Genomic DNA, 24,582 nt, shown 5'->3' on the forward strand with positions numbered 1-24,582 from the left:
TACATTAACAGGAACTGCTCTAAAGAAGGAAATTTACAAGTATTTGTTGAATAATATTCCATGTTTTCTACCTGAAAGGAGAGGTTAGATGGGGAAAAATCAAACAATCTGTTTAGCAATTGATGAATCGATCAGGTTCTTGGATTCTTCCCCGCACTTAGAGTTCAGCGGCGACCACAGCCGCCACAAATGGAATGGGGCATGGTGGCATATGGGAGCAATTTACGAAATGGGGGAAGTGGATAAAATTCCTGAATCTGCTATTGTCCAGGCTAAGAATTGGTTGGAAACGCAAGTCTGGCAGACCTTCATCATATCTCCCAATGATCACCCAACAAGCGAAAGCGATAAAATGAAGATGGATTGCTGTCATTGTGAACTTGCCGTATACTATATGATTCTCAAAGCTTATGACTGTGATTTGGATAATGAACTTCCCTGGATTCGCGAATGGCTACTGAAATATCAGTTACCTGATGGTGGATTGAACTGTGATCCTGATGCTTACGTTCATTCCCATAAGAGTTCTATTATCTCTACCCTTCCTCCTCTAGAAGCTATCTTATGGCATACGAACCGCGATTTTACGGAACAGGAAGACGTATTTCTAGATGAAGGTGCGCGCTATTTAATAGAGCATCGTCTTGTATGTTCTAAACATGAAGGGAACATTATCAATAAAGACTGGCTGCAACCCGCTTCCCGAGATTCTTTGAATACGATATATTGCGGGGGATGTCTTTCTTGGTAGAATGGTCCCGGCGCAGGAATAAACCGCTACCGACTGAGTTACTTATTGAGGGAATGGAGCGATTGAAACCCTTTATAGAAGCAGGCAGCGTGCGAATCGGCAGACAAGTTTTTGATCCACAAGGGCCATGGGCTGGAGACACCTTTCCCTTGTTAGAAGAATTATCCAGAATAGGCGATGTTTCGCCTTATCTGACTAGCCAATTAGATCGAGTTATTGAGCAAATGTCGAAGAACAGCTGACAACCTGGAAAAGGTCGGCATTTAATCGAAAGCTTTTTTAATCGAGTGAAACAGTATCGGCGCTTGGCAACCAGCTATGACAAGACAGTGAGCATATTCAAGGCTTTTTTGGCGTTGATTTCGATAAGGATGTGGATCAAATAGGTTTGCGTATAGGCTCTAATCAATCTAATTAGGTCGATATTGTGGATGATCCAGGATAACGGCCGCATTCATCATGCAGCCCAAGTGCAAGAATTCTTGAAGCAGCATCACCGATTACAATTTGTTTTTCTGCCGAAGTACTCGCCTGACCTTAACCTGATTGAAGGTTTATGGAAGTGGCTAAAGAGCGATGTCGTTATTGTAAAAACAAAGAAATTGGAGGTGGCTTGACAATGAAAATACTTATAGTAGGCTATTTTACTCAAATTTCAAAATCAAATATTAAAAAATATTTTCCTAATGACTGGGACATTGTAATTGTGCCGCCGGGAAAAGAAATGCTGCATCATATTGTAGACTGCCAGGTAATCATACCAGAACATATCAAAGTGGATCGCGACTTACTTTCCATGGCACAAAAATTAAAACTGGTACAGACGGGTGCAGGGTATGATAATGTAGATATTGATGCCTGCACGCAACTAGGTATTTGGGTAGCTAATGCTGCAGGAGTGAATGCGCAGGCAGTGGCCGAGCATGTAATGGCGAAGATGTTGTCTTATTATAAAAACATACCCTACCTCGATAGATTCATGAAAACCAGAACAGATGAAAGACAGTTGGATTATACAGGAAGTGAATTAAAAGGTAAAACAATAGGAATTATCGGCTTTGGTGCTGTCGGTAAAAAAGTAGCTGAGTTTTGCAGGGTTTTTGATATGAATGTGCTGGTTAATGCTAGACATGCCGTTGTACAACCTGACAGCTTTGTAAAAATGACGGATTTCGATAATCTTGTAAGTGTATCAGATATAGTCACTGTACATACGTCACTGAATTCGCAAACCAAACAACTGATTGATAAAGGAGTATTCAAAAAGATGAAGAATACCGCACTTTTTATCAATACGGCTCGCGGTGGGATTGTCAATGAAAATGACCTAATTGCTGCATTAAAAGATAAAGAAATTTCAGGAGCATGCTTGGATGTGTATGAATCTGAACCGCTTTCAATTGACAGTGAACTAAGGGATCTGAGTAATGTCATACTTACTCCCCATACTGCTGGCATGCCAGATGGCGTCAAGTTGCATAAAAAAAGATATGATTTCTTTGTGAATAATATAAAACATATAAAAAACGGTGAAGAACCTGAAAGCAAGCTTAATCAGGTGTTATAATTCTGATAATTTTTCATTTTATTAAAAGAGCAGTCGATCAATTGGCCGTTATACGTATCCCGGTCATACGCCCGCTTCCTCCAAATGCAGATGAAGCAAATCGCTACGGAGATTTAAAAGAGAGGTTGATGAAATGAATCTAATCTGTGAATCTCAAGTCGTTACCGATTATTTGACCATGACAGCAGAGGTCAATTATGATCATCCGCTAATTGCTGGACTTGCTTCGGAGTTAGCAGCATCATCAAAAGATCAGGTAGATTTTATTAGGCAGTCATATATATATGTCAGAGATCATATTGCCCATTCTTGGGATATCCAGAGTTCTAGAATCACTTGTTCGGCATCAGAGACATTGGTTTATAAAGAAGGTATTTGTTATGCCAAAGCAAACCTGCTATGTGCAATATTACGAAGAGCAGGCATACCATCTGGCTTCTGTTATCAACGACTTACGATCGGGGATACTCCGGATACGGGCTATTGTATCCATGCATTAAACGCTGTTTACATTCAAAAAACAAATTCATGGATCCGCTTGGACGCACGAGGGAACAAGCCGGGAATCCAAGCAGAGTTCTCATTGAATGGAGAAAAACTTGCTTTTAAGATCCGAAAAGAGTATGACGAAGCTGAGTATGTGACTATATTTAAGTCTCCAAATATGAAGACCATCGAAACTTTGAAGAATAACACAGACTGCATAAACATGTATCTTCACGGACTACCCGATCAACTGTAATCATTAAACTAACGGGAAACAAATAGCTCAATAATACCAAGAAAGCAGCTGATTCATGTGATCGGCTGCTTTTGTTATGCTATTGGGCAGGTTAGTTTAATGAAAAAAAGATACATAGATAGGAAATGATCAGATCATACCAAACTATATGACATGTATAACTTACTTTTGACCATTCTTTTCCCTTACCTTCATTCTTATAATGAATTACTAAAGTGATAGGTTTTTATGATAATAAATAAAAAGAAATCTATTTCACATGATTAAGTGGAAACAGAGGAAGGAAGAGTATTATGAGACTGTTTGAGCAGCATCAGCACAGAAAGATACGTTCCCTAGAAGGAACGTGGGATTTTCAGATGCAAGACGGAGAACATGCGGGTAAGCACTATCTCTTGCCAGTTCCGGGTTGTTGGGAAATGCATCCAGATCTATTGAACTATCGCGGAAAAGGTACTTACCGCAAGGTGATTGTAACGGAGAGGGAGGCTCATCTGCGTTTTCTATTTCAAGGGGTCAGCCATACCGCAGAGGTTTATTTTGACGGTAAATATGTAACGAGACATTATAATGCCTACACTGCATTTGACGCTCTAATTAAAGGTGTTTCACCAGGGACGCATACACTTGAAGTCAGAGTCGACAATGGTTTTCATGAGGCCTCCTCCTTACATATGCATAATGATTACTATACTTATGGTGGCATCATTCGTTCTGTTGAGGTTCAAGAACTTGAAGACGCATACATTGAACGCTTGGAATTTGTGCCCAGCAAGCATGAGGGTTTATGGCAAGCTGAGATCAAAGCCGTTGTCATAAACCTGAGCGATCAGAAGAAAACATTTCGCTTGCAGGGTCAGGGGGCGGGTGAATCATTGGACTTTGAAGGTAAAGAGCTGCGACCACATGAAAAGGCGGTAATAATAGGGAAATTCACTTTTCCGGAAGCTAAGGCCTGGATTCATGAATCACCTAATCTATATCATATAAAGTTAAAGTTGTCAGACGACCAAGGGAATTTAGTCGATGATCTGACAGAGCGAGTTGGATTCCGTATCATTACTACACATAGAGGAAGGATTCAGGTTAACGACCAGGATATTGTACTGAGAGGCTTTAACAGGCATGAGGATCATGGAATCTTTGGTGCATCGTTCCCTTTGTCTGCAATGGCACACGATCTGGATTTAATGAAAGAAATGGGATGTAACAGTGTCAGAACAAGTCACTATCCGAATGATCCCCTCTTTCTTGACCTATGTGATGAGCGCGGATTCTACGTATGGGAAGAAAATCATGCCAGAGGCCTGAACATTGAGCAAATGAGAAATCCGAATTTTATTCAGCAATGCGAAGATGTAAATAGGGAGATGGTTGAACAACATTATAATCATCCAAGTATTATTATCTGGGCTATCCTTAATGAGTGTGCTAGCAATACCGAGGAAGGTCGAGTTCATTACAAACGTCAGCTGGAGCAGATAAGAGAACTGGATGACAGTAGACCACTGACCTTTGCTTCTCATCATCGAGATAGAGAATTATGTTTTGATCTTGCGGATATCGTCTCCTTTAATCTGTACCCCGGCTGGTATGGGCCTGAAGATCCGGGGGAATTATGCGATGCTGCCAGACGCTGGGCCGACGAAGCAGGTGGTTTTGGCAAACCGATGATCATGAGTGAATTTGGTGCAGATGCCGTATATGGATACCGTCACATGACAAGAGTAAAGGGCACGGAGGAACGACAAGCGGATATTATTGAACAGAATTTAATCGCTTATGAGAAGCGTGAGTTTGTATCAGGCATGTATATTTGGCAATTTTGCGATTGCCGTGTCACCGAGGAAGAAGTTGGACCGCTGTGGAGAATAACAACCCAAAATTTAAAAGGAGTAGTAGATACTTATCGTCGTCCAAAACTCGCTTTTGAAACAGTGAAACAAATGTGGAACAGAGATGACAAAAGATAAAAATTAAAGATAGAGGCACTTGCACAAACACAATCCTGAAAATAATAACCAGGAAGCCAACCAAGGGTAATTCCAAAAATACTATTGTAAAAATTCACATTGTACTAACTACAACTAAACAATAGAAAAAGGAAGACTGCCGATCTTTAGAACTGTAAGAGGTGTTGCCAAACGACAACAATATGAATGCTTTAAAAGTCGCTAATATAGCGACTTTTTTTGTTTTAAGGAACTAAGTTCTTGCCCCATACTAAGGACAAGAACATTGTGTCATAGTCGATTAGACAAATAGGTAATTAGAATATGATATCTGCTTCATAAAGCTAACGGGCAGGTTAGTTTAAAAACCTTCTTATATTCTCTTTTTAAGGGCTTTTTCTATGGGTTCGCTTCTCAGAAATACTATTTCTTTGTACGTTTTTGTTTACAAGGTTTTATCGATTACAATGGATAATTTGTAGTTAGCATAATTGTTTAACTCTAGCAAAAATTGGTTTAACGCTTCATTGCTTGGAAACCTACATTCAACCAGATAGCATCCATCACCACTTATTTTGTAATTATTTAGAATGTGATCCTCTTTAGAATGAATGAACGAAAGAAATGGCTGATGGTGTGTATCTTTAATATAGATATTTAGAAATGCATACGTAAAACATCCTAATTTTGCGTGATTAACTTTAATGCTGTATCCCTCTATAACTCCGGTATCCTCAAGTTTTTCTACCCGGGCTGCTGCTGCAGGTCCAGTTAGGTGAACTCTTTCCCCTAATTCTTTCATCGTAATTCGGCTATTTTGACTCAGCTCTTCAATAATTCGTTTATCTGTATGATCCAAATCAAGCGCATCTCCTTTAAAAATAAAGTAAAAAGACCAATACACTTTATTTAATCTGTGTATTTGAAGGTTGCATCTAGTATAAACTTATCATTGTCAACAAACAAAATTAAAAAAACAGAAGGAGCATTATATAAATATGCACATTCAACAAGTTCGAAATGCAACAATCATTGTTCACTATGCAGGTAAAAAGTTCCTAGTCGATCCATTGCTCGCGGACAAAGGTCTATATGATCCATTCCCGGCGGGGATCAGGGAGGATTTGAGAAATCCTATAATTGATTTGCCAATGTCCGTTTACGACATCATTAAGGATGTCGATGCTGTTATTCTGACTCATTTGCATCTAGATCACTACGATGATATAGCAAAAGCAGTGCTTCCAAAAGGCACTAAAGTTTTTGTGCAAAACGAAGAAGATGCTAAACAAATTGAAAGTGACGGTTTTCAACAAGTAGAAGTACTTACTGAAGATACGCTTTTTGAAGGTATTCAGTTAATTAAAACAAAAGGCGAGCACGGCAGAGGGGAAGATTTATTAAAAGTGATGGGACAGGTATGTGGTGTTGTCTTCAAACATGCCAACGAGAAGACGTTATACCTAGCCGGAGATACAGTATGGTATGAAGGTGTCGAAAAAGAAATCACTTCCCACACGCCTGAGATTATCGTGCTGAACGCTGGAGATAATAGTTGGCACGATTTGGGCTCGCTTGTAATGGGCAAAGAAGATGTCTATGAGGTGCACAAAGCAGCTCCTAACGCCAAAATTATCTCAGTTCATATGGAAGCAGTTAATCACTGGACATTATCTAGAAAAGAACTAAAAAGCTTTGGAGAAGAAAAGGGATTCGCCTCTAGTTTATTAATTCCCGAAGACGGGGAATCGTACACTTTTTAAATTGCACAAGCTCCTTGCATATCAAATATTTACCAAAATCTACAGATAGGAGAATATGCTATGAACCAAACGAATCCTAAACTTTGGACAAAAAACTTCATTATTCTTTCGTCTGTCAATTTCATTATGACATTAATTTTCTTTTTATTAAACGCGACAATCACTCTTTATTCAATTAATGAATTTGATGCATCAACCGGCCAAGCTGGTATCGTCGCAGGAATTTTTATTATCGGTTCATTATTAGGGCGTTTGTTTACAGGGCGTCTTATACATTCCAAAAAAATCTTGATGACCAGCTTGTTTTTATTAATTTTGACAACATTACTTTATTTCGTTCATCTTAATGTTAACTTTCTCATATTAAATCGGCTTTTAAACGGGATCACAGTGGGTATTATATCTACCATTGTGAGTACGGTTGTTGTATTTAGCCTTCCTGCATCACGAAAAGGTGAGGGAATAAGTTATTTTGCAATTAGTACGGCCTTGGCCACAGGAATCGGTCCATTTATTGGTTTAGTTTTGAGTCAAAATTCAAACTTTGATATGATTTTTTCTTTAAGTCTATTGCTTGGAATTTTTAGCTTAGTAATCGCATTTTTTCTGAAGTTTCCTGCAGCGTACAAGACTGAGAAGAATAATAAAAAGGGAATAAAAATCACTGACTTTGTTGAGCCAAAAGTAATACCGATAGCAATTATTATTTTTTTCATGACTTTTTGTTTTTCCGGCATAGTTTCATATTTAAATATTTATGCTTTGGAATTAGGGTTAATAGACACAGCAAGTTTCTTCTTTATGGTATATACTGTTTTTGTCTTAATATCACGACCTTTTACAGGACGAATAATGGATAAAAAAGGAGCTAATATTATCATATATCCGGCTCTTATTATTTATGGAGTAGGGATGATTCTTTTAAGCTCAGTTAATAGCAGCTTTACATTGTTATTGGTAGGAGCATTGGTTGCTCTTGGATTTGGCAATATCTCTTCCATAACTCAAGCCATAGCCATAAATTTAGCTGAACCTCACCGAGTGGGCTTAGCAACTGCGACGTTCTTTATATTCTATGATCTAGGTAACGGATTTGGCCCATCTATTATCGGTTTGGTAATACCAGCTACAGGATATAGTGGTTTGTATGTAATACTCGGATTAATTGTATTTGCTACACTTGTTCTATATTACATGTTGTATGGAAAGAAAGAAGGGAAAATTCAAAATCAAGTGGTAAACTAAAGAGCACTTAAAGTGAGGATCCTGAGAATTTGAACTGTGATCTATAATAGATAGACGTCTATATTTTTATATGAAGCAATTGGATCAGTACGAAATTTTCTTGAAAAATAGAGTGAGGAGAAATTTATGACTGTAGTATTGCAAAGAGTTAACAACGAGAATATGGATGAGATAAAAAAAATGTATGATGATTCGTTTCCTAAAGAAGAGATGATCCCGTATAATAAATTGGTCGAGATAAGCAATGATATCGACCATTTGTTTTATGGAGTATATGACAATTACACGCTGGTAGGAATGAATTATCTAATCGTAAAAAAAGACATGCTTTACGTACTATATTTGGCAATTAATAAAGCATATCAAAATAAAGGGTACGGCAAAGCAATTGTTAATGAGATAAAAAATAAATACTCCAACTATCGGATTTGCCTGAATATTGAAGAAGTTAACCCTAAATTTATTAATAATGATCAAAGAATTAAAAGGAAACGTTTTTATCAACTTTTAGGTTTTGAGTCTCAGGATTACTTAATCTCAAATCATGAAGGCATAACTTTCGAGACGATGTCAATAAATGGGGATGTATCCTCTAAAGAAATTCATGCGCTATTCGATTATTTTAAAAAGCTAAGTCAGATTAAGACTAACCGGAAACGTTAGTTGAAAGACATGAGCAGTCTGCAGATTAGCAGGCTGCTCATTTTTTTGTTGAGCTGTCGGTGACATAAGTAAGTTCCGTGAATCTTTTTACTTCTTCAACCGAATTGGTTGTTGTATCCGGACGTTCACCAAGAACCGTAATATGCACCTGTTTTTTAATAGACACATTTAAAATGTTTCATTGACTATCTAAAAAGAGAAGAGTACATTTGGTTTTATGTTACAAGGGAATATCATGATAGATAGTTACAATTTGTGAAATTTATTCATCATCAGGGACAGAACAAAATTTAGGAAAGAGGACCGTTCTATGCGCTTTATCCGAATACTAAATGACATAAGACTTAAAAGTAAGCTATCATTGATTTTTATAACCGTGGCCGTACTCCCTCTTTTAATAAGTGGTATCTATTTAACAAGCAAACTGAGGGAAGTAATGATCACGAACGCCTTTGAACAAGCAACCAACAACGTAGAGCGTGTCCAGAAAAGGACCGAGGAAGTTATCAATGTAGCTATTGATATTTCCTATCAACTCTCAAATGATAACCGAATGAAGTCCATAGCTAGCCGCAGCTATGACAGTTATAACGAAGTCATCCAAACCTATCGTCAATATACTGACATTCGGGATTATATGCGGCTTTATAAAGAAATAAAATCCATTCGGTTAAATACGTCCAATCCAACGATGCTCAATAACTGGGAATTTATGCAGCCAGACGACCAAACGAAACAGTCTGAGTGGTATAGATCCGCCTTGAGTCAAAAAGGGCTTGCAGGTTGGGACTATATTCAGGATGAGCGTGATCATAAACATTATCTAAGTCTGGTTCGAAAAATCAATCTGGATGAGTTGAAAAAAGAAAGTGTTTTGGTGATTAATGTGAATTCTGATTTGCTAAACTCTATTCTATCCCAAGAGACCTTTTCAACGATGATCGTGGATGACAACAACAATATTGTGGCAGCCAACCGGCCAAATCTTCACGGTCAAAACCTTGCTTCTGTGCATGCTGGGAGCAATATGTTGTCTCAAACAGAGGGCAGCTATGAAGCTATCATGGATGGGAAAAATTCGAAGGTGGTCATAGCAAACATAACTCCACAGAATAGCTGGAATGGACTACGTATCATTTCCGTTTTTACGGTGTCTGACATTCTACATGATGCAAACGCTATCATTCGGTTGGCTACTTTTGTTATAGGTGGATGTCTAATCATCGCAGTTTTGCTTGTCTATGTTTCGGCATCATTTATTGCAAGGAGATTGCTTCGACTTAGTAAACACATGTCCCGAGTAGGCACGGTGTCCTGGGATACTTATCTTGACCTCGACGGAAAAGATGAGATCGGACAACTTTCCAGACAATTCAATGATCTGGTTCATCGGATCAGTGAACTAATGTTTGAAGTGGAAGAGAGTAACCAGCAGAAACAGCTACTATTACAAAAACAAAATGACATCAAATTTAAGATGTTGGCGAGCCAGGTCAATCCTCACTTCCTGTTTAATACACTTGAGTCGATTAGAATGGAAGCACATCTTCGTGGGGAAGAGGGCTTGGCCCAAGCCGTATGGCAGCTTAGCATGTTGATCCGAAATAGTTTGGAGGTCGGAAGTCGCCAGATTCCACTTTCAGATGAGTTAAATATGGTTCGGTGTTACTTGGAGCTACAAAAATTCCGATATGAAGACAGACTTCAATACAATCTGGAAATCGACCCAGCAACCGAACACATTGAAATTCCTCCACTTATCATTCAACCTTTGGTTGAAAACTCGATACTCCATGGCTTAGATCGCAAGGAGGGTCCAACGTTGATCACGGTTCGAACGAAGCTTAACGATCAGGGGATGTTATTTGTAGAAATCCATGATGATGGTGCGGGTATTCCTCCAATGAAAATGAATGAGTTAAAAAAACAGTTAATGAACTCCGATGAATCTGGGAATCGCATTGGTCTTCGTAACGTGAACGACCGATTAGTACTTACCTACGGTGTAGGTTCAAGGCTTTCAATTGAGAGCGTAGAGGGTAGTGGCACCTGCATCATATTTTGCATTCCGAAGGAAGGAGGGGAACCTAATGTTCTCCGTGATAATCGTTGATGATGAACCGAAACTACGGTTGGGGTTGCAAACGTTAATACCATGGAGGGAATTGGGGTTCGAAGTGATTGGAACGGCAGCTGGTGGAAATGAAGCGCTCCGAATATTCGAAGAAACGATTCCCGACGTATTGTTGGTTGATATACGTATGCCGGGGATGGATGGACTGGAACTCCTTCAGAAGATCCGCCACCGTGGCTGGCTCAGTCATGTCATTATTCTCAGTGGCTACGCCGATTTTGAATATGCGCGCCAAGCACTTCAATTCGGTGTCGATGCATATCTGCTGAAACCAGTGAACAAGGAAGAATTGTCAGCATCTCTCCAAAAGATTCATGGGCAGCTCTCAAAAACGCAGGAAAAGAGCATGTTACAAAAGACAAAAACGCCAGAATGGATACTTTACTCTTTACTATCTGGAAGATACGCTTCGGAGGATTCCTTTTTGATTGAATGGTCTGACTCATTTGAGGCGAGCTGGAAAACATATCAAATCCTTTTAATTGGGTTTTCAGGTTCACATCAAGAAGAAAGCGAACAGATTCATAAATTTAAGGATGTACTCAGTAGAACGTATGCTTCGGAACGTCAAGGGATCGTTTTATATTTTGCTCCATACATTGTCCTGTTGCTTGGTGATTCTCCTGTCGGCGAATTGGGATGGAATGAACTTCACAAGAATCTCCAGCTCTTATCCGGAGAGCTTCGATTTGAAATGGACGTAGCGTTAGGTGAGCCTGTTCGGTCTCTAGATGAAATCATTCATTCCTTCAGAACTGCACGATGCCTTCTCGAGCGTAGTTTTTTTTACGATAAAGGGAGGCTGCTGACTGAGGAAACACCGGAAACCTACCAAAAGGAAAATGTTCAAACTTCAGTATTATCTCTACCAAATAAGGAGGAAGAGGCTTTCAGGCTGCATTATCTGGTAGATGTTGGCCATGCAAGTGCGATCTCATCTTTTTTAAACGAAATAGCATTACAACAAGTATCTGAGCAGGCTGATGAAAAGGAGATCCGTGACCGCTTCTTCTACCTTGCTAATGAAACGGTTCGGAAAATTCATTCCCGTCTCTGGTCTTTAAGCGGTTATCCGGGAGAGCCGGCCCAATTCCTTGCTGAAGTATATCATTCCCGATATATTCGGGATCTCGTAGACCGGATTTCTGTTGTTATGGAGAGGCTCGCTCGATGCGCAGATTATAATAGTAAGGACAATGAAATGAAGCGATTGCTGGATTATATAGATCGACACTATGGGGATAACCTAAGATTAGAAATGCTTGCCGTATTGTTTAACTACAGTAGTTCCTATTTGGGCCAACTCTTCAAAAGTTACACGGGGGAATATTTCAACGCCTATCTTGATCGGATACGGATTCAAAAAGCGAAAGAATTACTGGCTCAGGATATGAAGGTTTACGAAGTGGCTGAAAGGGTAGGATATTCAAACGTCAATTATTTCTACACCAAATTCAAGAAACTAGAAGGGGAGTCACCTTCTTTTTATCAAAAAAAAGAATAACCTTAAACAAAGCTCCTCTACTAACGGAAGTAAACGAACAGTAGGGGAGTTTTCTAATCTTTAAATGAAATGAAAAGAAATGTGCTTTCTGAAAATACAAAGGATTTTAGAATGAAAGGATTTAAAATTTGTGATATGTCCGAGAGCCTCCTCAGCCAATATAGTTGATACGAAAGGAGGGACCATAACAATTGAAAGCGATAACAGGAATGCAACGAACTGGGGGGAGGCAATAAAATGAAGGCAAAATCTGATTCGCTTATGAAGTATGCTGCGTCGAATAAAACCTATTTAAAGTTAGGATCGGCCATTTTCTTGTTGAGCATCATCATATCGAGTTTTACTCATTCCAGGGTGGAAGCAGCCATTACGGTGCCCGGGTTTGTTGTTGAACCTGATCAAACACAAGCATTAATAGTAACCTTTAAAGATGCTCAGCTAGAAGGGCACGGGATTGAAAAACGGGAAGAGACAACTGCCAAAGCTGAGGACAAGTCATATGATGGGGAAGGTTACATTTCTTATTTTTTCGAAGAGGATAATACAACTAAAGGAAGCGCCACATTCAAGGTTGAAGCACCGGAAGATGGCCTTTATGAGTTGAGCTTGGGATATTACATTCCTGAAGGGAATGGGGACAAAACAACCTCTATACAAGTGAATGGTTCAGGAGCTGGTGAATTGACGCTGAATGCTCCCAACCCAGGGCTGGTCCGCGCTGAAAAAAAGGTGACAAAAGTGCTTCTAACCGGGGGGAGCAACTCCATTCAAATCTTTCGGGGGTGGGGATACTATGGTATTGAGTATATCAAGCTCCAACGTATAGATCCCAACGTATCCAAACAGCAAATAAATATGCATACCTTGAGTAATTCCCAAGCAACTCCCCAAGCCAAAGCACTCTTGGATTTTATGACCAGCCAGTATGGAAAGAAGATAATCTCGGGACAGCAGACACTAGAAGATGCGAAGTGGATCTACAAGCAGACAGGAAAATCCCCTGCGCTGGTTTCCAGTGATTTGATGGATTATTCTCCATCCCGTGTTGAAAATGGAAGCACCTCAAACGAGGTGGAGAAGATGATTGAATGGTATGAACGCGGAGGCATAGTATCATTAAGCTGGCATTGGAATGCGCCGAAGGGAATAGGTGGCAACGAACCGGGCCGCGAATGGTGGCGTGGTTTTAATACCGAGTTCACGACCTTCGATGTAGAATATGCCCTGAATCATCCGGAATCGGAAGATTACAAGCTTTTAATTCGAGACATTGATGCCATCGCTGTTCAGTTGAAACGATTACAGGATCATAACATTCCCGTACTTTGGAGACCACTGCACGAAGCAGAGGGCGGCTGGTTTTGGTGGGGAGCCAAAGGGCCGGAACCTACCAAAAAATTATATAGATTAATGTACGAACGCTTGACCGATCACCATCAGTTAAACAATCTCATTTGGGTTTGGAACTCTGTGAAGGAGGAGTGGTACCCTGGCGATGATATGGTCGACATCGTGAGTGTCGACGTTTACAATCCAGCGGGTGATCACAGCCCGAACATTGCCAAGTATGATGAACTCTTGTTTTTGAGCAAGCACAAAAAGCTTGTAGCGCTTGCAGAAAACGGGCCTATTCCAGATCCTGATCTGCTGCAGACTTACGGCGCACATTGGAGCTTTTTCAATACCTGGACTGGCGATTATCTGCGCGATGGAAAAACGAATACAAAGGAACATTTGAAAAAGGTATACAATCATGACAACGTAATCACGCTAGATGAACTTCCCGAAGGGTTGTATGGCAGTCCCTAAATCGAAAAGGGATACATTTTATTATGGAGCAGAAATAATCTAGTTTAACAGGAGTGAATCATGTAATGGCTATTTATATTAACGAGTCACAGCATATTTTTCATCTGCAATCCCGCGTAACCAGTTATGTTATTCAAATCGTAGACGGCTTCCCATTATTGGTATATTGGGGGCAACGATTGTCCGAGAAAGGTAATCTGGAAAAGCTTGTACCAGGTTTGGAAAAAACGGAGCCTGGCTCCATGCCTCATGAATATCCGCAATATGGAACAGGCGACTTCAGATCGCCTGCCTATCAAGTTCAACTTGAAGACGGAAGCCGGATTACAGAGCTTCGCTATAAAGGGTACACTACAAAGGCAGGTAAACCAGCACTTGAAGGCTTGCCGTATGTGTATACGGAAACGGACCATGAAGCAGATACCTTGGAGCTGGAACTGGAGGATGCATATGCAGGAATGACCGTTCTTCTAAAATATTGCATCTTCAGGGATGGAGCTATTACCCGGTCAGTTCACTTTAAGAACTATGGTCAAAGCACGATCAAACTTTTACGTGCGCTTAGTGCCAATGTTGATTTGTATGGTAAGAGCCATTATGAATTGCTATACCTTGCGGGTCATTGGGCTCGAGAGGCGCATCTTCAACGCAGGCCCCTGGGCCCAGGAGGTACTAGTCTTGGAAGCAAACGTGGAATGAGTAGTCATCAGCACAATCCTTTTGCGGCTGTCGTTAGCCCGGGAGCCGATGAGGATCATGGGGAGGTCTTTGCAGTAAATCTGGTGTATAGCGGTAATTTTCACGCCGAAGCTGAAGTGGATGCTTTTGGTGTCGTTCGTTTGGGCATTGGACTCAATCCGTTTGATTTTGGTTGGATGCTTCCTCCAGGCGAATCCTTCCAAACCCCTGAGGCTGTATTGGTATATTCAAATGAAGGGATCGGTGGCATGTCCAGAGTCTATCATCGACTCTACCGAAATCGGTTATGCCGCGGCGTGCATAGGGACAAGGAGCGACCGATTCTCGTGAACAATTGGGAGGCAACTTATTTTAATTTCACTGCAGAAAAGATTGAAGCGATTGCCGAGGCTGGCTCTCAACTGGGGATTGAACTGTTGGTGCTTGATGACGGCTGGTTTGGCAAACGTGACAGCGACAACAGTTCTCTCGGAGATTGGGTTGAAGATCGTCGAAAGCTTCCTAACGGCTTGCGTGATTTGGCGGAACGGATTGAACGTCACGGCTTGCAATTCGGTCTATGGTTTGAACCTGAAATGATTTCACCCGACAGTGATCTGTACCGGAAGCACCCCGACTGGTGCCTGCACGTTGAAGGCCGTCGCCGGACGGAAGCCCGGTGGCAATTGGTATTGGATCTTTCACGGCCGGAAGTCCGTGATTATTTGTATGATGCACTGGCTGAAATCTTCACCAACGTACCTGTTTCTTATGTAAAATGGGACATGAACCGCGCGTTGACCGAAATTGGTTCCGCAACGGCTTTACCTGAGAATCAACAGGAGATTGCACATCGGTACGTGCTTGGCCTCTATGAACTTTTAAATAAACTGACTACTGCATTTCCGGGAATTTTATTCGAAAGTTGTTCCAGCGGTGGAGGTCGGTTTGATCCCGGAATGCTCTACTATATGCCGCAGACTTGGACAAGTGACAACACGGATGCCGTGGAACGCTTAAAAATACAATATGGGACCAGTTTGGTTTATCCCGTCAGTACCATCGGAGCTCATGTCTCCGCAGTGCCGAACCATCAAGTCCACCGCGATACCTCGCTTAAATTCAGAGGTGACGTTGCGATGTCGGGGAACTTTGGCTATGAACTTGATCTGACCAAATTCACCGATGCCGAAAAAATCCGGGTGAAGGAACAGGTTGCCATGTACAAAGAACATCGTTCTCTCATACAACAGGGTGATCTATTTAGACTTCGGAGTCCTTTTCAAGGCAATGAAACTGCTTGGATGTTTGTTTCTGACAATCGATCCGAAGCTATCGTATTTTATTTTCGAGTTTTAGCCAAGCCCAATCCTGCTGCTGATGTACTTCAGCTCAAAGGATTGGATCATTCGTATACTTATGAGGTGAGTGGAGAGAGTGGACTCATGGGATCTTTCGGCGGGGATCGTTTAATGCAAGCAGGCCTGATTATCCCTCCTCTTACAGGAGATTATACCAGTGTATGGTTCAAGTTAAGCGCTGCTCAATAAATATGGCGAAGCCAAAAGCATGCTCTAAACGTTAACTTTCAATGATTCAATGATAAAAATTCTCTGCATTGTTTTACAGCAGAGAATTTTTATTATACCAACTTATGAAAAAAATTGATTTTTCTGAAAACAGTAAGGATTTTTGAATGAAATTCTAATAGATCTCCGATATGTCACCAAAATAATATTCGTTTTATGATGGGAGAGGAAAGGGGGGGATGAAATGAAAGCGATAACAGAAGAGAGAAGGTTCCGCACACGCAAACACAAAAATTCGCAAAAGTGGAAAGTCTTTAAGAATCAGAAATATCTGTACATGATGTCATTTCCATTTGTGATTTGGGTGTTTGTATTTCAGTATTTGCCACTATGGGGTTGGACGATGGCATTTCAAAACTATAGACCAGGCAAAGGGTTTTTCGATCAAAAATGGGTTGGATTCGACCATTTCCAAGCACTGTTTCAGGATGAGCATTTCTATTTGGTGCTAAGAAATACGCTAGCAATGAGCCTTATGGGGCTTGTGGCAGGGTTCGTGTTTCCTGTATTGTTCGCAGTGATTCTAAACGAGGTACGGGTTCAGTTTATGAAGCGTTTCGTGCAGACTGTTTCTTACCTGCCTCACTTCGTGTCTTGGGTCGTGGCCGCGGGGATTGTCATCAAAATGCTGTCAACCGATGGAGGCGCGATAAATGACTTGCTCTTGGGGCTGAATTTGATTGACCAACCGATACAATTTATGGCCAAGGGGCAACTGTTCTGGGGAATAGTGACCGGAGCCGATGTTTGGAAGGAGACAGGTTGGAACGCCATTATCTATTTGGCTGCCATTTCGGGGATTGGTCCTGAACTGTATGAGGCAGCAAGGGTCGACGGTGCCAGTCGTTTGAGACAAATATGGCATATTACACTCCCTGGCATCAGGCCAACAATCATCGTACTGTTTATTATGTCGATTGGCCACCTTGTAGGAATCGGATTTGAAAAGCAATTCTTGCTCGGCAATCACATGGTTAGCGATTATTCCGAAGTGTTGGATCTATATGCGTTGAACTACGGTTTATCAATGGGGAGATATTCTTTTGGTACAGCTATTAGTATCTTCAATTCGGTCATCAGTGTGATTTTGCTGTTCGTCGTGAATGGACTCTTTAAAAAATTCGCTAACGAAAGCATTATGTAAGGAGGAGGAACAGACATGGAAGCATCCGAGCCGACAACTTCTTCCGTCACACCAAAACGACCGAAGATAGGCGCAAAAACTCCCCAAGACTTGATATTTGACACCTTTGTTTACGTATTCATTGGAATCGTTACGATCGCGACGCTATATCCATTTTTGAATGTGCTCGCCATTTCATTCAACGATTCCGTAGATACTGTTCGAGGCGGTATTTCAATTTTCCCTAGACAATTCACTCTTGAAAATTATAAGCTCATCTTTAGTTATGAAGGGTTGATCACGGGATTCAAAATATCGGTGCTGCGAACTGTTATAGGAACACTGGCAGGTCTTGTAAGCGGTTCGATGGTTGCTTATACACTTGCTCGTAGAGAATTTCAGGGAAGACGATTTGTTTCCGTATTTCTGGCTATCACCATGTATGTGTCGGGCGGTTTGATTCCTGGTTTTATCTTGATCAAGAATTTGGATCTGATCAATACTTTCGCAGTTTATATTTTGCCAGGACTCGTAAGCGCCTTCAATATATTCATCATCCGTTCGTTTATTGATGGAATTCCTTATGCTCTGCAAGAATCGGCCAAGCTTGATGGGGCAAACGATTTCACCATTTACTGGCGTGTCATACTACCACTCACCAAGCCTGCTCTTGCAACCGTAGCCTTGTTCCTTGCTGTCGGGCAATGGAATTCTTGGTTTGATACGTACCTTTACAATGGTTCGAATGACTCCCTGACCACCTTGCAGTATGAGCTTATGAAAGTGCTTCAGAGTACCACCACAAATTCTAACAATATACGTGGGGAAAACATGTCGCAATTGATGTCACAGGTGTCTCCTGACGCGGTAAAAATGGCGATTACCATCATCGCAACTGTACCTATTCTCATTGTGTACCCATTCTTGCAGAAGTACTTTGTTAAAGGCATGACACTGGGTGCGGTCAAAAGCTGATGAGACACTAACCGTAAATGACTTTGTATCCTTAAATTATCTGAATCATGGGGAGTGTTTGTTTTGATGAGAAAGCGAACCCGAAAAACAGCAGTAACACTACTTTCAGCTGGTCTTTTGCTGAGTCAACTCGCAGCCTGCAGTGGAAGTAGTGGCGGGGAATCAGCAAGTCAAGATGGCTCAAATCCTATCACGCTTACTTATTTTTCAGAGGATGGAAGTCCTAACTGGAACAATATGAACGATCGCATAGGAAAAGTTATCACAGAGAAAACAGGCGTCGTTTTGGATGCTGAATTCGCAGTGGGGGACCCTGTGCAAAAGGTATCCATCATGGCTGCTACCGGTGAAGTTCCTGATCTCATAGCTGCAAAGGCTGATCTTGGCAAGCTAGTGGACGTAGGTGCAGTTCTTGACCTGACGGACCTGATTGAAGAACATGCGCCTAATATTAAAAAGATGCTTGGCGATAAGATTGTTCGTGCCAAATATAGTTTGGAGGATCAAGCCATCTATGCCATTCCGACTTGGTCTGCTATCGATGAACGTAAATTCAAAGCTGACGGCGGCTTCCAGCTTCAGCATCGTGTTGTAAAAGAAGCTGGTTATCCTGAAATTCGTACGGTAAAGGACTATGAGAAGGTCCTTACAGATTATTTGGCTAAACACCCAACAGATGAAAACGGTAACAAAAATATCGGACTAACCATTAATGCGGATGACTGGCATATGTATCAGGTGACGAACATGGGATTCTTTACGACAGGTGCACCGGATGATGGAGAATACTACGTGGACCAAGAAACATTCGATGTAACCTATCATTTCCGCCGTCCGGAGGAAAGGGAATATTTCCGCTGGTTGAACCATATGAACGATATAGGTTTACTGGATAAGGAAAGCTTTGTCCAAAAGACGGATCAATTCAAATCCAAGGTTTCATCTGGACGTGTGCTTGGCCTGATCGACCCTGCATGGGACTATGGCGATGCTCAACAGGCATTGAAGGCTGCAGGGAAATTTGATCAAACCTACGGCCATTATCCAGTAACTTTATCTGAGGAGTATAAGGATACAAATTTCTGGTCCGCTGGGTTTGACGGAGGATATGGGATTGCGATTTCCAGCGAGTGCAAAGATCCTGTAGCTGCAATCAAATTTTTGGATTACCTCGCTTCGGAAGAAGGACAGATTCTGATGAACTGGGGGATCGAGGGACAAGATTACGTTGTAGAGAATGGAAAAAGAACCGTACCGAAGGAAGTTCAAGAAAAGATGGACAATGAAGGCAGTGCTTACATGAAGGAATCGGGTCTCGGTCTGTATTGGAACCTATCCGTTCATTATGGTGACGGAATTGAGGACTCGACAGGCAATTATTTTACGAAAACGAACAGTGATCTTTTAACCGCTACCTACAGTGAACCCGAAAAAGAAGCTTTGGCTGCATACAAAGTTGAGCACTGGAGAGATCTTTTCCCGAAAGAAGAAGAGTTTCCTGAAAGAAAAGCCGGCGCGGTTTACAATATTGCTTTGCCAAGCGATAGCCAGGCGACAATATTAATGGCCAAAATGAAGGATATCACATGGAAACGGATTCCTGAAGCTGTGATGGCCAAACCGGAAGATTTCGATAAAGTCTGGGATGAGTACATGGCTGAATTGGAAAAGGCTGGAGTGGAAGAGATGGAAGAGGCTTTTGGTCAATATGTGAAAGACCGAGTTAAACTGTGGAGTGGTCAATAACTATTCAAGTGAGAATAGACAGAAAGGCAGGATAAGATGAAATCGATACCTTGCAATCCTAATGCATCGGAAGAAGTTCGTTCTGTGCTCAACTATTTCCACGAAATTCAAGGGAATGGCATCATTACGGGACAGCACACACAAACCATGGCGCAAGAAGAATTGAACTACATTCATCAAGTAACAGGGAAGTGGCCAGCACTATGCGGATTCGAGCTTCTGGGGTATTCTCCAAACATTAATTATGAAGATAGTGGCGAAGAGTGTTTGCTGGAAGTCGCTGAAAACCAGGATACGCTGCAAAAAGCTTGGGAGTGGACGCGGAAAAGCAGAGGATTGCTTACATTTACATGGCATTGGTTTTCTCCACTGAACGGACGCGATAAAAGCTTCTACACGGAGCATACAGATTTTAACGTGAGTAAAGCGATTACGGAAGGGACCAAAGAATACCAAGCTCTGCTGTCCGATATGGATCATATGGCTGAAATTCTCCGCGAATTTTGCGACAAACGTATTCCGATCTTGTGGAGACCATTTCATGAAGCGGAAGGAACCTGGTTCTGGTGGGGCAGCCAAGGCCCGGAAATCGCAAAACAATTGTACCGCATCATGTATGAGAGGTATACGCATTATCATAATCTAACGAATTTAATTTGGGTATGGAACTCACCGTTAGTCGAAGGTTATGTTGGGGATGACGTGGTTGACATTATTTCCAGGGATATGTATCCCCCGGCTCACCAACATACGGATTTACGTAAGGAATATGAAGAACTAGTTGGTGTCACACGGACACCAAAACTTGCTGCTATCGGGGAAATTGGTCCGATTCCGAGTGTTAGAAGCTTGTCCACCTCGCGCATCCCGTGGCTGTGGTTTATGACATGGTCTCAGGATTTTGGTAAAACGGAGAAGTTTACGACAAAAGACGAGCTGCGCAGCGCATATCACTGTGACTATGCCATAACATTGGACAAACTACCGAAGCTATATTAAGCAATGTTTTATCATTCTAAAAAGATGTTCTACGTTATATGTAACCTGTTCCATTGGTACAATGTATATTGTAGAAGTTGAAGCAAACTGGCGTCGGTACCCACCGACGTCAGTTTGTATGTTTTCATTTTCCGATTTCGATTGTAAAACGATGGGGAATCGATCTTATCTTCGTTAATTCATTAAGCTAACGGGCAGGATTGCTCAATGTTGCTGTTGAATCCTCTTCATTGCAGGGGCTATAGATATTAAGGTGGTGTATAGAAGTGTTCGGAGTAGTTGCTCATTTTGACCAGAATACAGAGCTCTATATAAAGCAGGTTTGGAAAGAGTTGAGCGATAATGCAGTTTCTAAATATGCAGAGGAAGTACGAGATAGGCGACCTCACATTACGATAGCAGGTTATAACTCTGACGTAGATATCGAGCAATTCATAAGCGATTTTGACTGTTTTTATGAATCTAAAAAACAACTTTCAATCACAATGAGCTCGTTAGGAACCTTCTTGAACACGGGGATTTTATTCCTTGCGCCTGTTCCTTCCAAAGAGTTTATAACGCTTCATGATAATCATCACAGTTTCTTTGAAAAATATCGAATGAATGCTGAGTCTCAATATCTTCCGAATAACTGGATACCTCACTGTACAATAGCAAACAGATTAAACGATGAGAACTTAAAAGAAGCAATGTCTTACTGCACGAAAAGAATCGAAAGAATAAGTGCCACAATCGTTGAAGTATCAGTAATCAAAGCAATATACGAAAATAATAAATGTATAAAGTCACCATCTATTCATATGAAAGCTTTGGGCATTGTCTAAAATTACAATATAACTAAAGTATCACGACCCAGAGCAAGTTAGCTAACGGGAGACAATAACTCAATAACCAAGAAAGCAGCTGATCAAAGTGATCGGCTGCTTTTGCTCGACTAACGGGCAGGATAGCATAATACTTATTGAAAATATTCAACAGTACTCTTTTGGTAAATTTATAGTGGTTTACAGTGCATAGAAATAACGTTATTGCTTAGTTATTGAACTCATAAGACTTTGAGAGCGTTAATCTTCAAATTCTTGAATTGAAACCATTTATTAGTTGTATCGTATTTAATATGATACATAATAGGGTAAATAAGGAAATAGTTCAAGGAGGAAGATGATTTGAAAAAGAGTACTAAATGGGTATTGTGGATCTTAGGATTGATGTTGGCTGTGATTTTTATCAATTTTTACATGAATCAATTTAGTTTCGCTTATGCTCTGATCACCGTGCTTTTACTTGTCTTTACGGGGTGGGGATTCATAGTAAAATTAAAGAATGACGTTCGTCAATATGAAGATCATTATAGAAGAGAGTCACAATCTAGAATAGACGATATAGAAAAATACACACGGTAGCTAAAGCTTCTCATAATGAAGCACATCTTTCCATTGCACGATAAGCGGCTAGCTAAACCTCTCTCCTTATTGGAGGAGGTAGGGCTTGTACTGTCAGAAAGAAAGGAAAGGGGATATATGTATTATATTCAATAACAAACCACTTTTGAATTTGCTAAACGAATGGATAGAGGAATAAAACTTACTGAAAAATGTATGGATCTTTTAGAATGGAGCCAGATTGTTAGCAGAGCACTAATGTCATAATTATTAAAAGGTTAGAGGGGATATCATGTTGAGAAATATTGCATTCATATTCTCACTACTGATTGGAGCCTTACTTGTTTTTATTGCGTCTATACCTCTCTTCCTTCCCTTCCCATATAGTCATGGATCAAATTCAGGGCCTTTGAACACAAAGGAATTTGTTATAATGATTGCTTATGACCATAGGACACTTTTTTTATTAATTGGACTAGTTTTATCCATAGCTTCATTGTTTGGACTCAAGAGAAAAACTCTATATCAATGAGATATTGTACTAACGAGAAACGGCAGTTAAATCAAAGACCTCAGTCTTTCAATGAATAGCCCCTTAGAATGACATTGGAAAAACCCTGGGTTTAACCTATGAAATTCTAAGGGGTATTTTAGTGGCAATTAAAGCAAGATGGACGATCCGTTTGTAGGTAAAGGAAAAATGGGCGTATCGGCAAATCAGCGTTTGAAGGAAGTATCTTTAAAAATGAATATTCATTATTTAAAGTTTGCTATAGTTCGCTCCAGGTGCAGCATATAAAATGGAAACAACACTCATGTAAGCGCTTTATTTATAATGAGTGAATTCGATTGGAGGTGTATGATGAGAAGAAAGACATGGATGACGTTAATGATTTCGGGAGTGGTTTCATTGTTTATTTCACTAAGCGCTTTCGCGGGGTATGTATTTTGGGAGCCGCTAACGTACCACAACCCGAGCACATGGCAAAAGGCGGATGGATACTCCAACGGTTCCATGTTTAACTGTACCTGGCGAGGGAACAATGTGAATTTTACGAACGACGGTAAACTTAAACTGAGCTTGACCAGCTCTTCCTACAACAAATTTGATTGCGGTGAATATCGTTCAACCAATTCTTACGGATACGGTCTGTACGAGGTGAGTATGAAACCTGCCAAAAACACTGGCATTGTCTCTTCTTTTTTCACCTATACCGGTCCTGCTCACGGCACGCAGTGGGATGAGATTGATATTGAATTCCTGGGGAAGGACACGACCAAGGTACAGTTCAATTACTACACCAATGGTATCGGCGGGCATGAGAAGATCATTAACTTGGGTTTTGATGCATCCCAGGGCTTCCACACGTACGCATTCGATTGGCAGCCAGGCCATATCAAGTGGTACGTAGATGGCGTTCTGAAACATACGGCCACAACCAACATTCCCAAGACACCAGGTAAAATCATGATGAATATCTGGAACGGAACCGGTGTGGATGACTGGCTTGGATCATATAACGGAGCCAATCCGCTGCATGCGGAATATGATTGGGTGAAATATACGAGTAATTAACACGATAAGCGGAAAAAAGTTGAAGCACGAAGAGGACAAGAGGAGAGCTGTGTACTCCGCTTGCCTCTTTTTTTTAAAAAAAGGGTTTGGCTTGGAGCAGCGTCCTTTCCTCGCATGGCGTCAGTCAAGCATCAATATCTCCATTCAGTATAAAACGGACGAGGACATGACCAACAATGGTGGGGTAAGTCCATGCTTGGCTGATATTTTTGCATTTCATGTTTTATATTTTAGAGCAACATTGCACTAATGCAACATTCATATCCATTTTCCAATATCCTAAATTAATGCAATAAATGTTGTAATATTAGTATGGGCATACATATGGATCATTCATTATGATGGATTCTGTAAACAACATTACTACATAGACAGGGGGAGCAA

Annotated in this window: 19 protein-coding genes and 1 pseudogene; 19 read left to right on the forward strand and 1 reads right to left on the reverse strand. The window is 40.9% G+C overall.

Annotation, left to right across the window (positions count from 1 at the left end):
- Window positions 1-88: 88 nt before the first annotated feature.
- The 5 genes and pseudogenes from AB3N00_RS02175 to AB3N00_RS02195 all read left to right on the forward strand — a co-directional run bounded on the left by AB3N00_RS02175 (window position 89) and on the right by AB3N00_RS02195 (window position 5,033).
- On the forward strand, window positions 89-751 hold the full coding sequence (locus AB3N00_RS02175) for a hypothetical protein (protein ID WP_413033090.1): 663 nt from the start codon (window positions 89-91) through the stop codon (window positions 749-751).
- A gap of 431 nt (window positions 752-1,182) precedes the next feature.
- A pseudogene (locus tag AB3N00_RS02180) lies at window positions 1,183-1,335 on the forward strand (transposase); the annotation flags it as partial.
- Window positions 1,308-2,318 carry an NAD(P)-dependent oxidoreductase gene (locus AB3N00_RS02185; protein WP_413033091.1) on the forward strand — a complete coding sequence of 337 codons (1,011 nt, stop codon included), beginning with the start codon at window positions 1,308-1,310 and terminating at the stop codon, window positions 2,316-2,318. The pseudogene AB3N00_RS02180 and the gene AB3N00_RS02185, both read left to right, overlap by 28 nt.
- 133 nt (window positions 2,319-2,451) lie before the next feature.
- Complete coding sequence (locus AB3N00_RS02190) at window positions 2,452-3,060, forward strand: transglutaminase-like domain-containing protein (RefSeq protein ID WP_413033092.1); 609 nt, start codon at window positions 2,452-2,454, stop codon at window positions 3,058-3,060.
- A gap of 293 nt (window positions 3,061-3,353) precedes the next feature.
- A complete protein-coding gene (locus AB3N00_RS02195) occupies window positions 3,354-5,033 on the forward strand; it encodes a glycoside hydrolase family 2 protein (protein ID WP_413033093.1) in 1,680 nt (559 codons plus the stop codon).
- A 424-nt stretch (window positions 5,034-5,457) separates the two neighbouring features.
- On the opposite strand, the gene AB3N00_RS02200 is transcribed toward AB3N00_RS02195, so the two are convergent.
- On the reverse strand, window positions 5,458-5,871 hold the full coding sequence (locus tag AB3N00_RS02200) for an Lrp/AsnC family transcriptional regulator (RefSeq protein ID WP_413033094.1): 414 nt from the start codon (window positions 5,869-5,871) through the stop codon (window positions 5,458-5,460).
- Window positions 5,872-6,010: 139 nt separating this feature from the next.
- On the opposite strand from AB3N00_RS02200, the gene AB3N00_RS02205 reads away from it, so the two are divergent.
- The 14 genes from AB3N00_RS02205 to bglS all read left to right on the forward strand — a co-directional run bounded on the left by AB3N00_RS02205 (window position 6,011) and on the right by bglS (window position 24,198).
- Window positions 6,011-6,775, forward strand: coding sequence for an MBL fold metallo-hydrolase (locus tag AB3N00_RS02205; RefSeq protein ID WP_413033095.1), 765 nt, complete (start codon window positions 6,011-6,013; stop codon window positions 6,773-6,775).
- A gap of 60 nt (window positions 6,776-6,835) precedes the next feature.
- On the forward strand, window positions 6,836-8,020 hold the full coding sequence (locus AB3N00_RS02210) for an MFS transporter (protein WP_413033096.1): 1,185 nt from the start codon (window positions 6,836-6,838) through the stop codon (window positions 8,018-8,020).
- 126 nt (window positions 8,021-8,146) lie between these two features.
- Entirely contained in the window at window positions 8,147-8,683 is a 537-nt protein-coding gene (locus tag AB3N00_RS02215; protein WP_413033097.1) for a GNAT family N-acetyltransferase, read from the forward strand.
- Between the two features lie 310 nt (window positions 8,684-8,993).
- Complete coding sequence (locus AB3N00_RS02220; RefSeq protein WP_413033098.1) at window positions 8,994-10,796, forward strand: sensor histidine kinase; 1,803 nt, start codon at window positions 8,994-8,996, stop codon at window positions 10,794-10,796.
- Window positions 10,774-12,321, forward strand: coding sequence for a response regulator transcription factor (locus tag AB3N00_RS02225; RefSeq protein ID WP_413033099.1), 1,548 nt, complete (start codon window positions 10,774-10,776; stop codon window positions 12,319-12,321). The genes AB3N00_RS02220 and AB3N00_RS02225 overlap by 23 nt, the downstream gene beginning before the upstream one ends.
- Window positions 12,322-12,558: 237 nt before the next feature.
- Complete coding sequence (locus AB3N00_RS02230) at window positions 12,559-14,130, forward strand: glycosyl hydrolase (protein ID WP_413033100.1); 1,572 nt, start codon at window positions 12,559-12,561, stop codon at window positions 14,128-14,130.
- 65 nt (window positions 14,131-14,195) lie between these two features.
- Window positions 14,196-16,358, forward strand: coding sequence for an alpha-galactosidase (locus AB3N00_RS02235; protein ID WP_413033101.1), 2,163 nt, complete (start codon window positions 14,196-14,198; stop codon window positions 16,356-16,358).
- A gap of 223 nt (window positions 16,359-16,581) precedes the next feature.
- Window positions 16,582-17,541, forward strand: coding sequence for an ABC transporter permease (locus AB3N00_RS02240; RefSeq protein ID WP_413033102.1), 960 nt, complete (start codon window positions 16,582-16,584; stop codon window positions 17,539-17,541).
- Between the two features lie 15 nt (window positions 17,542-17,556).
- Window positions 17,557-18,495, forward strand: coding sequence for a carbohydrate ABC transporter permease (locus AB3N00_RS02245; RefSeq protein ID WP_413033103.1), 939 nt, complete (start codon window positions 17,557-17,559; stop codon window positions 18,493-18,495).
- Window positions 18,496-18,561: 66 nt separating this feature from the next.
- Entirely contained in the window at window positions 18,562-20,241 is a 1,680-nt protein-coding gene (locus tag AB3N00_RS02250) for an ABC transporter substrate-binding protein (RefSeq protein WP_413033104.1), read from the forward strand.
- A 36-nt stretch (window positions 20,242-20,277) separates the two neighbouring features.
- On the forward strand, window positions 20,278-21,240 hold the full coding sequence (locus AB3N00_RS02255) for a glycosyl hydrolase (protein WP_413033105.1): 963 nt from the start codon (window positions 20,278-20,280) through the stop codon (window positions 21,238-21,240).
- 266 nt (window positions 21,241-21,506) lie between these two features.
- A complete protein-coding gene (locus AB3N00_RS02260; protein WP_413033106.1) occupies window positions 21,507-22,064 on the forward strand; it encodes a 2'-5' RNA ligase family protein in 558 nt (185 codons plus the stop codon).
- Window positions 22,065-22,406: 342 nt separating this feature from the next.
- Entirely contained in the window at window positions 22,407-22,643 is a 237-nt protein-coding gene (locus AB3N00_RS02265; protein ID WP_413033107.1) for a hypothetical protein, read from the forward strand.
- A gap of 841 nt (window positions 22,644-23,484) precedes the next feature.
- The gene (gene bglS, locus AB3N00_RS02270; protein WP_413033108.1) at window positions 23,485-24,198 is read left to right on the forward strand and encodes a beta-glucanase; all 714 of its coding nucleotides are present in this window, start codon (window positions 23,485-23,487) and stop codon (window positions 24,196-24,198) included.
- Window positions 24,199-24,582: the final 384 nt, after the last annotated feature.

Origin of the sequence: Paenibacillus xylanilyticus (assembly GCF_047246825.1) — a bacterium.
GTDB classification, from domain to species: domain Bacteria; phylum Bacillota; class Bacilli; order Paenibacillales; family Paenibacillaceae; genus Paenibacillus; species Paenibacillus xylanilyticus_B.